The 11,509-nt window shown below is 29.2% G+C and carries 11 protein-coding genes and 1 pseudogene; 2 read left to right on the forward strand and 10 right to left on the reverse strand.

Annotated elements, in window-relative coordinates:
- From AACZ53_RS10725 to AACZ53_RS10765, 9 genes are all read right to left on the reverse strand, one after another.
- Positions 1-862 (reverse strand): o-succinylbenzoate synthase (locus tag AACZ53_RS10725; protein ID WP_339838138.1); only part of this gene is annotated, 862 nt, incomplete at its 3' end.
- A gap of 128 nt (positions 863-990) precedes the next feature.
- Positions 991-2,178, reverse strand: coding sequence for a tetratricopeptide repeat protein (locus AACZ53_RS10730; protein WP_339838140.1), 1,188 nt, complete (start codon positions 2,176-2,178; stop codon positions 991-993).
- Between the two features lie 114 nt (positions 2,179-2,292).
- Positions 2,293-2,970, reverse strand: coding sequence for a metal-dependent hydrolase (locus AACZ53_RS10735; protein ID WP_339838142.1), 678 nt, complete (start codon positions 2,968-2,970; stop codon positions 2,293-2,295).
- Between the two features lie 16 nt (positions 2,971-2,986).
- The gene (locus AACZ53_RS10740) at positions 2,987-4,483 is read right to left on the reverse strand and encodes a hypothetical protein (RefSeq protein WP_339838144.1); all 1,497 of its coding nucleotides are present in this window, start codon (positions 4,481-4,483) and stop codon (positions 2,987-2,989) included.
- A gap of 16 nt (positions 4,484-4,499) precedes the next feature.
- Positions 4,500-5,402, reverse strand: coding sequence for a 1,4-dihydroxy-2-naphthoate octaprenyltransferase (gene menA, locus AACZ53_RS10745; RefSeq protein WP_339838147.1), 903 nt, complete (start codon positions 5,400-5,402; stop codon positions 4,500-4,502).
- Between the two features lie 54 nt (positions 5,403-5,456).
- Positions 5,457-6,956 carry a PH domain-containing protein gene (locus AACZ53_RS10750; RefSeq protein WP_339838150.1) on the reverse strand — a complete coding sequence of 500 codons (1,500 nt, stop codon included), beginning with the start codon at positions 6,954-6,956 and terminating at the stop codon, positions 5,457-5,459.
- Positions 6,946-7,545, reverse strand: a complete 600-nt coding sequence (locus tag AACZ53_RS10755; RefSeq protein ID WP_339838153.1) for a PH domain-containing protein — start codon at positions 7,543-7,545, stop codon at positions 6,946-6,948. The genes AACZ53_RS10750 and AACZ53_RS10755 overlap by 11 nt, the downstream gene beginning before the upstream one ends.
- Before the next feature lie 3 nt (positions 7,546-7,548).
- On the reverse strand, positions 7,549-8,133 hold the full coding sequence (locus tag AACZ53_RS10760; protein ID WP_339838155.1) for an outer membrane beta-barrel protein: 585 nt from the start codon (positions 8,131-8,133) through the stop codon (positions 7,549-7,551).
- Positions 8,134-8,206: 73 nt separating this feature from the next.
- Positions 8,207-9,046, reverse strand: a complete 840-nt coding sequence (locus AACZ53_RS10765) for a 1,4-dihydroxy-2-naphthoyl-CoA synthase (RefSeq protein WP_339838158.1) — start codon at positions 9,044-9,046, stop codon at positions 8,207-8,209.
- A gap of 170 nt (positions 9,047-9,216) precedes the next feature.
- Between AACZ53_RS10765 and AACZ53_RS10770 the strand changes: the two genes are divergently transcribed.
- Together AACZ53_RS10770 and AACZ53_RS10775 are read left to right on the forward strand one after the other, a co-directional pair.
- Complete coding sequence (locus tag AACZ53_RS10770; RefSeq protein ID WP_339838161.1) at positions 9,217-10,335, forward strand: C1 family peptidase; 1,119 nt, start codon at positions 9,217-9,219, stop codon at positions 10,333-10,335.
- Between the two features lie 10 nt (positions 10,336-10,345).
- On the forward strand, positions 10,346-10,777 hold the full coding sequence (locus AACZ53_RS10775) for a PH domain-containing protein (protein ID WP_339838164.1): 432 nt from the start codon (positions 10,346-10,348) through the stop codon (positions 10,775-10,777).
- Here AACZ53_RS10775 and AACZ53_RS10780 read toward each other — a convergent pair.
- Positions 10,774-11,509: pseudogene (locus AACZ53_RS10780) on the reverse strand (porin); the annotation flags it as partial. The gene AACZ53_RS10775 and the pseudogene AACZ53_RS10780 sit on opposite strands and share 4 nt — an antisense overlap.

Here is an 11,509-nt window from a genome sequence, read left to right on the forward strand (position 1 = left end):
CTAAAGCAGAAGTAATCCACCATTTAATATCCAGCTTTTCAGCTATAGAAATCCACTCTAAAGTTCCTCTAAAACCACCTACCAAACTAGGCTTCAAAATGATGTATTGAGGCATAATTTTTTGCAACAAAGCTTCCTTTTCTGAAGGCAAAAACACACCAATCAACTCTTCATCTAAAGCAATAGGCAAAGGAGTGATTTTACACAGTTCTGCCATCCTGTCAGTATTGTTTTTTTGAATAGGTTGCTCTATGCTATGTAATTTATAACCAGCTAATTGCTCTAATTTATATAAAGCATCATTTGAACTAAAAGCACCGTTAGCATCAACGCGTATTTCAATAGTTTTTTCATCAAAATGTTGTCTAATAAAACGTAATAAACCCAATTCTTTATCAAAATCAATAGCTCCAATTTTCAATTTTATACAGGTAAAACCTTGTGCTAATTTTTCTTCAATTTGCTGCTTCATAAAAGACTCTTCACCCATCCAAACTAAGCCGTTAATCAACATACTTTTTTGTCCAGCAGTAAACTCAGATTCAAACAACTCAAAAGGTGTTTTTGAAACCAAAGAAAGGAAAGCCATTTCGATTCCAAATTGTATCGATGGAAATTCTAAAAGTGCTTCCCAAAGTTTATTTTTTCCTAAATAAATATTATCACAAACCCATTTTAATTTCTCTTCATAATCTGGTCGATCATCAATGGATAACGTTCTTAAAATTCCACACTCTCCTACTCCAATTTTTCCGTTTTCTTCTAAAAGTATAAACCAAGTTTCTTTCTCGGTTAAAACTCCTCTTGAAGTTCCACTTGGTCGTTTAAAGTTTAAAATGTATTTTTTGTAAGTTGCTTTCATATTTTTGTTACACAAAGTTTTCGTAGAGCTTTTTTTTTGTGAAAAGTCGCTTTGCTTTAAATAGTTTAAATAGATTGCTTTCAATCTTATTTGCTAAATTTCTGAAATCTGAACACTGAGAAATTAAATTAATCTAATAACCTCAAAATCTTTTTAAAATCATTTGAAGGTAAACCTTCCTTTTCCATGTTTTCAAAATCTTGTTTCGTTGCATTTATCCAACTTGTAGACACTCCTATATTTTGATCTTTGTATTTTTTGTGAATTTCTTTTGCTTCAGTATATCTATCTGTCACTAAATAAACATGTGCCAAATGCAATTGAAATTTTATTTCGTTTTTATTTAAGTTTATAGCTTTTAAAATCCAATCTTCTGCTTTTTGATATTGTTTTGTTCTTAAGTACAAAGATCCTAATAAATCGCATTCATTTTCTTTTCCTAGCTTTCTTTCCTCAATTATTTGATGTAGTAATTTAATAGCATCTTCAGTTTTTGTTAAGGAAAGTCTTCTTAAATGAAGATTATACTCTTTTAAAAAGTTAATTGTATTTCCAGATTTTACAATGCTTTCATCAGAAATAGTTTCAACCATTTTATTCCTTTCAATAGGAATCATTTGTTTGAATTCACTATACTTATATTTTGTTGAAACTAATTCTAAAAAAGTAGCTAAAAATGTGTTTTTATTGGATAGGAAATTAGCTCCTTCTGACTTTTTTGCTAATTCTACAATTTCATTTTTAGTCTCATTTGTCCAACCTCTACTGGCATTATAATCAACCCAAGGCACAACTTCTAAAACTATTTTTTGGTTCATTACCCAATTTTGACTTTCAATTCCGAACCATAAGTACGGAATATTAGTCAAGCAAGTTGAACTTGTTGAAACCAAACGAGCAACTTTATTTACTTTTTCTTTATCAGTTAAGCAAGCACCATCCAATTTAGCTTCTTTTAAAAATAAATTTGCAGCATCAGCTGATGAAAACAAAGCATAAGTACATTTATCGCTACCTGCAATTGTTGATGTTAAATGAATTGCTCCTGCAGCACCTTGACTAATGCCCGATGGATCCGGAATTGCTTTTAAGACCGAAACCAAACTACTACTCAATTTCTGATTTTCGTCTAAAACTGTAATTCTATAAATAAATTCGGTTGTTCCTACAGGTAAATCTTCAGATTTAAGAAGCGTTCTTTTTCCAGCAGAAAGCGTGACTTCTTTTGAAGTAGCTCTCTCTTTGTCCCAATAACCGTCTTTTTGAGCAAATGTTTTAAAACAAAACAAGATTGCTACTAGCACTATTTTTTTCATGTATAATTTTTGCCTTATAATAGCAATTTGTGTGCCCTAATATTTATTTTTTCTTTAATTTCTGTTGGCTAAAGCCAAACGACAATTATTTATTTTGAACTGAAAATCATAAATTTACAATTCAATTGATTCTCCAATCGCTAACAACATTAAATCTTTATCTTTTTCGAAGAATTTACGTTTTGCTTCTTCGTGATTAATTTCTATATAACCAAAAGTATCGTAATGATATCCTAAAACTTTATCACATTCCACAAAATCTGAAGCAAAAATTGCATCTTCTACATCCATAGTGAAATTACTACCAATTGGTAAAATGGCTAAATCAAGTTTGGTTCGCATTGGAATTAACTTCATATCCATTGATAAAGCAGTATCTCCAGCAATGTAGATGTTTTTTCTTTCTCCTTCGATTACAAATCCACCTGGTTGACCACCATAAGTTCCATCTGCAAATGATGAAGTATGTATTGCATTGACATATTTCACCACTCCAAATTCAAAATCCCAACTTCCACCGTGATTCATTGGATGAAATTGAAATCCTTTGTTTCCGTAATAAGTTGCTATTTCGTAATTAGAAACAATTACAGCATCTGTTCTTTTAGCAATTGCCTCAACATCTAAAACATGATCTTGATGGGCGTGAGTCAATAAAATATAATCTGCTTTTAATGTGTTAATGTCGATATGCGATGCTTTTAGGTTTCCTGTAATAAATGGATCCACAATAATGTTTATGTCTTCTATTTCGATTCCTAAACAAGCATGTCCGTAAAATGTAATTTTCATAATGTATATATTTAAATTATTGAAGTATCATAAATTGTTTTTTTCTTCCACCATCACTCATCATGATGAATTTATCTAAATTGTAAGTCCCATAAAAAGGCAAATAATACGTATTTCCTTTATTGTCTTGAATTTTATTGTACTCAACTTTTCCATCGGGAGAATAAGTAAAGTCATATAAAGCAGAAGATTCAAACCAACCTTTCGAAACTTTGGTTCTTCCATCGCTTTTTTCAGTTAAATTTTTACCTGAATTTAATATTACGTGTAATTTATCATCTTTTAAAAAAGCATTATAAGAAGGAACTGTTGCTCTTTTAAAAATACTTCTTCCCCAACTTATTTCACCACTTTTATCAAATTTTAAAATTAAAATATCATCATAATGATATGTTGTAGTCCAATAACCTGCACCATTCATTCCTGTTGCTACATAGGTTTGCGTTACATAAAACTCCTCCGCTAACACAAAGGTATTTCCTATATTATCTCTAACCACATAATCAACATAAAAAGAGTTTAGTTCTTTTTTCTTTTTATCATGTCGTTCTGCTTTTGCATCACCATATAAATCTTCATAAACATCTTTTGGAAGTTCTGAATTTTTCTTTGCAGTTATTGATAAAGAGTTTGCATTGATGATGAAATTACAACCTCCTTTTATATTTCCTTCTCTTTCATTAGAATAAAATCCGACTAAACTTAATTGGTTTTCATAATAATTAATCGCTAATGAAGAAATAAAATTACCGCTTTCTAAACTAATTTTAAGGTTTTGATTGTTTGCTTTTGAAATTTTATTTAATACAAAATCATAATTAGCATCACCATCTTTTTTCTTTGACTTTCCACTGATAAATAATTTTCCTAAAGCAAAAACATTAGCCTCATCATCTACAAATAAATCATTTGGTTCGAAATAATTTTCTTCGTCTTCTTGATAAGTTTTTTCAAATACTAATTTTAAAGTTTCTGAATCAAAAACATGAATTTTATAAGAGTTTAAATTCTTTTTAATGTTGTCTGTTGCAATGGCAATATATTTACCGTTTGGTGAAATGGAGACATTAGTTCCTCTTTTATTTCTACCTGTAAACAAACCTCCTTTTTCTACATTAGCTTTAAAAAGTTCTTTTTGAGAATAGGTTTTACTCTCAATATTGAAAGTATTACAATAAACAATTCGCTCTCTTTTGCTTGGTGACAAAACCGTTCTGTATTTAATTTCGTTTTCATAACTCACATAGCCATCAAAACTTTCTTTTTTACTACTCTCTACCCTTTTTGAGAATACTTTATTCAATTTAGCATCAAAAACATCTAAAAGAAAATTGTTTTTATTGGCTCTAACCAAACCCGTTTTTCCATTTTCTGTAGTATGAATAGCCAAAACACCATCCACAGAAATTTCATCTTTAAATTCTGGACTTTCTGTAACTTTTAATTGAGTTGTTACTTGAGATTTTACTAGATTAATTGAAAATAGTAAAGCAAGGCAAAGTATTTTTTTCATAAATGATATAAAGAAATTAGAACGTTATTTTTGACAAATATATTAAACTAAGTCCAACTAATAAACTCAAAACAAAAGTCCCTAAAGCAACTTTTTTAAGCTCAGGATCAAAGTCTTTATATTCTTTTGCTTTTTTGACAGTATCTACATGTTTGATGAACAATATATTAACAATTAAGATTGGAATTGAAGTCATTTTTATGATTTTCGAAAAAGCCAACATTAGAATCAAACTAACTATGAATAATGAAAAATGATAAATTTTAGCATTTTCTAATCCCATTTTGACTACTAATGTTCTTTTTCCGGCTATTCTATCATTTTCTATATCTCTCATGTTGTTAAGATTTAGAACTGCTACACTCAATAAACCAATCGTAGCTGCTGGTAAAACTAATTTCCAATCTAAAAAATGAGTATATAGAAAATTAGAACCTAAAACTGAAACTAATCCAAAAAAGATAAAAACAAATAAATCACCTAAACCATTATAACCATAAGCATTACTTCCAACAGTATATTTTATTGCTGCTCCAATTGAACCAATTCCTAAAAGAATAAAAATCATGCTTAATGCAAAATTTTCTTTTCCGAATGCAACATAAATTAACAATAAAGCTAATACTAAAGTTATTGAAGCAGTTAAAATTACAGCTTTCTTCATTTGATTTGCCGTAATAACTCCAGCGGCAACCATTCGCTTTTCTCCTATTCTGTTTGCGTCTGTACCTTTTATTCCGTCGCCGTAATCATTTGCATAGTTAGATAAAATTTGAAGTCCTAGCGTAGTTAAAAGCGCTAATCCAAGAATTCTATAATCATAAAATCCTTGATGATAAGCATAAGCGCTTCCTATAATTATTCCTGAAAGTGATAATGGTAATGTTCGTAATCTTGCCGCTTGTATCCAGTTTTTCATTATACTTGTTAGTTTATTTTGTTTCAATTTGTTTTTTTTAGTTTCAAATTACTATCACATCCAATTCGCTTTAGAAGTCTCAACTTGATACAACCACTTATTAACTTGTTCTTTAATTTCAGTATAATTTGATGTTGAAAAAGAAACTCTTCCACCAGCAGTGTATAATACAACTGAACCAATATTAGTGATTTTTTGCCAAATGAATTGTTGGGTTTCAATGGCTTGAATTTTATAAGGTTTTACAATTTCATGATCAATATCCCAAGCACCACTTTGTTTTACAATAAATTCATCTGAAATAAATAATCGGTAATTGCGATAAGAAAAATATAAAATCGTTCCCATAAACAAAACATAAATAGAAATTACACCTAATAGTTCGTAAATGGTAAATTTATCAATGTAATAATTTATGAATAACCCAATACTAACAGGAATTAGAATTAAAAAAAATAGATTTAAAAGTAATTTTCTAATGTTTGGAAATAAAGCTATTTGATGTTGTGGTGATTTTCCAATAAGTAGTTTTAAGATTTCCTCTTTTTCTGACTTATTACAACCTGGAATTTTTGTTTTATCTTTTGTACTTGCACGCTTCATATCGCTTGAAGCTTGAAGAATTTCTATAGTATTTACATCTAATTTTTTCTGAAAAAAGTTTTGCGTCAATTTAATGATTTGAACTTTTTCTGGATTAATAATTGTATTTTTAATATTTAATAATCCGTAAGTCAACACAAATGACTTTTTATCTTTCTTGATCGTGAAATTGAAATACTTTATAACTGTGATAAATAAATTGACTACAATAATTGCAGTAAAAATGAAAACCAGAAAACCAAGAACTAAACTTACAATAGGGATTTGCTCTAACTGATTGAGGTTATCGTCAATTAAATCTTCACGACCAATTTGCCTTAAGTTATCAGAAATAGTTGTAAAAACTAAAAATATATACGCAAAACTCTTGATGTAGTTAGCGGTAATTCCAATTTTCAAAAGACTTGGAATTCCAATTGTGATAAACGATTTTGCTTGTTCTTCAGCAATTAAAACAGCTTCTGTTAGATGACTGTTTTTTTCTGTATTTTCTAATAACTGCTTTTTTAACTCAAAAGCCATTTCTTGAGAAATAGCATTTATTGAAGCTTCTTTTTTATCACTTCCTGCTGTGTCTAATTCTACTTTATGAACGTTAAAAACACGTTGAATTAAACTTTGATCGATGGTGACTTTTTGAATTTTATGAAAAGGAATGGTTGTTTTGGTTTTATTGAAAATTCCGTTTTCGATAACAAATTCTTCCAACTTATAATCTATGTAGAATTTAAAAAACCAATATCTTAAAAATGCGATAATAGCAATAAATATAATTATACCAGCAATTCCTAAATAAACTTGAATAGCACTGTAAGCTTCTTTTTTAAAAAAAACAATTAATATAAAAGGCCAAAGTGCACGAACAGATTTTTGCAACGTGTTCGCAAACAAAACAACAACCCCAATTAAGGATTGTCTTTGAGGAATAGAAAAATCAAAGTTAGATTTCATCTAAATCTTCTTTTAAATTGTTTTCTGAAAGTTGAATTTGTTCCTCAATAATTTGTTCTTTAATACTCTCAGCTTCTATTTCATTAATTTTTAGCGAAACACTTTCTTTTATTTTTTTTGCATCTTCAAATAACAAACCATTTATTTTCAAATCACTTGCACTTCCTCCAGCAGTGAACAATTCTATTGAAGCTAATCCAAAATATCTAGAAAGCATTCCTTGATGTAAAGCTACATGTTGTACTCTATTATTAGTTACTATTGTAGTCGTTTCACTAATTACACCTGATTTAAAAATAACATCATGTTCGCGTAAAGCAAATCCTTTTTTAGCAAAACTTATTTTTAAATATAGAAAACTCAAAACCAACAAAACCAGCCAACCTATACCAAAATAGATGATTTTATTTTGTATTAATTCTTCATTGGAAACAATGTAAAGAGCTATAATTCCGATTAAAAGTAGTCCAAAGACAATTCCAAATTGAATCAGCATGACTTTAAAATAGTCTTTTTGCAAAGTGTTTAAAGCTGTTTCTTCAAACTTTGGTAAAGATGCAATGTCTATAGTATTGTTTTTGAATTCCATATTTTAAAAATTAAGTCCAAAACCCAAATTTGCAGTATGAACATTAGACTTTTTACTGTAGCTTACATCAGAATTAACCATAAAATATTTATAACTTAATTCAAAGAAAAGTTGTTCTGAAACATACATTTTTAATCCTGGATTAATTGTTATTCCAGAAAAAGTAGCTTTTACTGAACCATTTTGAAATCTTGGATCACTAGAGTTATAAATGTTTAATTGTGAATATTTAAATTCATCTTTAAAAATTCCATAACCAAAATATATTGAAGGAATAATTTTTGTACTTGGTTTAAATTCTAATCCAAAATTCGGATTAAATACAAAAATATTTTCTTTATAAAAATAATCATTATTCTTTAAATAATCAATTGTTATTCCTCCTTGTAGGTTTATAGTTCTATCTGAATTAATTAAATATCTAACATCTAAACCAAGATTATTAAAGTCTTTTGAAATATTACTTTTTGTATAAAGATTAACACTATAATGAAGCCCTACTTGCATTTTTTTTTGTTTTGAGCTTTCTTCTTGTGCAATTAATATAAAACTATTCAACAACACTGTTAGTAAGATTATTTTTTTCATATTTATTTTCCGTGAAAAATGATTTTTTTATAAACCGTCGCCTAATAGGAACGACAATTCTATTTATATTATGTTATGGCAAATATTTTTTTTCAAAATTAGGCTTACGTTTTTCCAAAAAAGCATCTCTTCCTTCTTTGGCTTCGTCAGTCATATAGGCTAAACGAGTAGCTTCTCCAGCAAAGACTTGTTGTCCAACCATTCCATCATCGGTTAAATTCATGGCGAATTTTAACATTTTTATGGATGTTGGAGATTTTTCTAATATTTCTTGAGCCCACTCAAAAGCTGTATCTTCTAATTCTGCGTGTGGAATAACTGCATTTACCATTCCCATTTCAAAAGCATCTTGAGCTGAATAATTTCTTCCTAAAAAGAAAATTTCTCTTGCTCTTTTTTGTCCGACCATTTTAGCTAAATAAGCCGAACCATAACCACCATCAAAACTTGTTACATCTGCATCTGTTTGTTTGAAAATTGCGTGTTCTTTACTCGCCAAAGTCAAATCACAAACCACATGAAGTGAATGTCCACCACCAACTGCCCAACCTGGAACAACGCAAATCACTGCTTTTGGCATAAAGCGAATCATTCGTTGCACTTCTAAAATATTTAATCTGTGATAACCGTCATCACCAACATAACCTTGATGTCCACGTGCTTTTTGATCACCACCACTACAAAACGAATAAATTCCGTCTTTAGAACTTGGTCCTTCAGCAGAGAGTAACACTACTCCAATTGAAGTATCTTCTTGTGCATCATAAAATGCTTCGATTAATTCGCGTGTTGTTTTTGGTCGAAATGCATTACGCACATCTGGTCTGTTGAAGGCAATTCTTGCAACTCCATCACATTTTTTATAGGTTATATCTTCGAATTCTTTTGCGGTTTTCCAATTGATTTGACTCATGTTGTATTAAAAAATTTAGTTATGATTTTAAGTACAAATTTAGAGATTATATTAATTACTCTAATTTCTTAATCTGTAATCCCAAAAAATCAAGTTAAAGTTAAAATGAAATTTCACGTAAAAATAAACCATTTTTTACATTATATTGCATCTTCAAATGAATTACTATTATGAAAAAAACATATATTGCTTTATTACTTGGTTTAGGTTTTTTGACTTCAAATGCTCAAATATATGAATTTCAAACAGTTATAGACATTGAAACTACTCCGGTTATTTCGCAAGACATTACTGGTACTTGTTGGAGTTTTTCTACTTCTTCTTTCTTAGAGTCAGAAATTATTCGTCTGACCGGAAAACAAATTGATTTATCAGAAATGTATCAAGTTAGAAATACATATCCAAAAAAAGCAGCTAATTTTTTAATGCGTCAAGGAAAAGCCCAATTTAGTCAAGGTGGTTTGGCACATGATGTGATGAATAGTGTGGCTGATTTTGGCTTAGTTCCTGCTGATGTATATTCTGGCTTAACCGAAGATGAAAAAAAACACAACCATAGTGAATTAGAATTCGTTTTAGAAGCGATGTTAAAAGTATATATTGACAATCCTGGAAGAAAATTATCTCCAAAATGGAAAGAAGCTGTTTCTAGTGTTTTAGATGTATATTTAGGTAAAAATCCAACTGAATTCACTTTTGAAGGAAAAAAATATAGTCCAAAATCGTTTGCTGAATTCACTAAAATCAAACCAGAAAATTATGTAACTTTAACTTCGTTTTCTCACCAACCTTTTTACAAATCTTTTATCTTAAATATTCCTGATAATTTTTCTAATGGAAGCATGTATAATTTACCTTTAGATGAGTTTATCGAAAATATTGATAATGCTTTGGCAAAAGGTTATTCATTGTCTTTAGATTGTGATGTTTCTGAAGCTACTTTTTCTGCAAAATATGGTGTTGCTTTTATTCCAAAAAATGAAGACGATACGAAAACTGGTTTAGCTGAAATTATAGAAGAAAAAACTATTACTCAAGAATACCGTCAAGCTGAATTTGAAAATTATAATACAACAGACGATCATTTAATGCAAATTGTTGGAACTGTAAAAGACCAAAAGGGAAATGTATTTTACAAAGTAAAAAACTCTTGGGGTACTGATGAAAAAAGGGTCACAAATGGTGGATTTGTTTACATGAGCGTAGCTTATATGCGTTTGAAAGCTATTTCAGTTTTAGTACATAAGGATGCATTGATTAAAGATTCTAAAAAGAAATTAAACCTTTAATAATTAGGCTATGAAAGTCTATAAATCAGCTAAAAGCAAACGGCTAAATCTTGTTTTTGCAATAACATTTGTCATCATAATTGGTGCAACAATTCCTGCTTTAATTAATGATATTAACAGTGGTTTCTATGCAGTTGTTGGGATAAATTTATTATCTCTTTTGTTATTAGCCAGTATAATTTTAAAAACTGAATATAAAATAAAAAACACCCTTCTTCATTGGCAATCAGGACCTTTTTATGGAAAAATGGATATCAATAGCATCATAAAAATAAAACATCATGATGGTATTTTTGTCCCAACAGTTTGGAAGCCAGCTTTGAGTCAAGTTGGTTTAATTGTGACATATAATAAGTATGACGATATTTATATTTCACCTCAAAATGAAGCTGCTTTTATAGAAGAACTCTTGGTTATAAATCCGAACATAGAAATTAGTTAAATTCCGATTTCGATTTGAAAACGGGCATACCAATTATTTTTATTCGTTCCAGAAAAATAATCTAATTCATTATATGTTAATTCTGTTTGTAACTTAAGAGAATGTTCCCAAATATATTTAGTTACACCTAAACTATATTGTTTAGTATTTGGAATATAAGTTTCGATTTCTTTATCCATATTTTGGGTTGAATACCTTCCAATAATTTCATAATTAGACGGAAAAACATAACTCATTTGATAATCCATTCCAAATCCACCATAAACATAATTAGATTCTGTTAAATCTAGTGGATTATAAGCTATTAATACATTAGCATGTCTTTGCATATATGCTGTCATAAAACTCCATCCATTATACTTAACTAATCCGTCAAAAAAGATAGAACGAATTGTTCTTGGAGCAAATAATTCACTACCCAATTGTCCTTGAGTTCTAACAGCTCTGTTATTTTGATGGTAAGCTCCAGAAAGCAATAATTTTGGTGTTTCTTCTCTAGCAATATCACCTTCGAAATAGTAACCATTTTTCTTAAAAGAACCAAAAGGAAAAAGTTCAAATTTTCCTGTTAAGGCAACACCATCATCAGAAGTTTTGGTCCAGTTTCTACCTTCACCTGTTGAAACAGCCGTTTTAATGTTATAAGAAAATTTATTCTTTTTTTCATTGATATAATACGCTTGAAATCCAAAATCTCTATCAATATTAAATTTGGCGTTATTTATGGTTCTA

This window comes from uncultured Flavobacterium sp. (assembly GCF_963975005.1).
Classification (GTDB): domain Bacteria; phylum Bacteroidota; class Bacteroidia; order Flavobacteriales; family Flavobacteriaceae; genus Flavobacterium.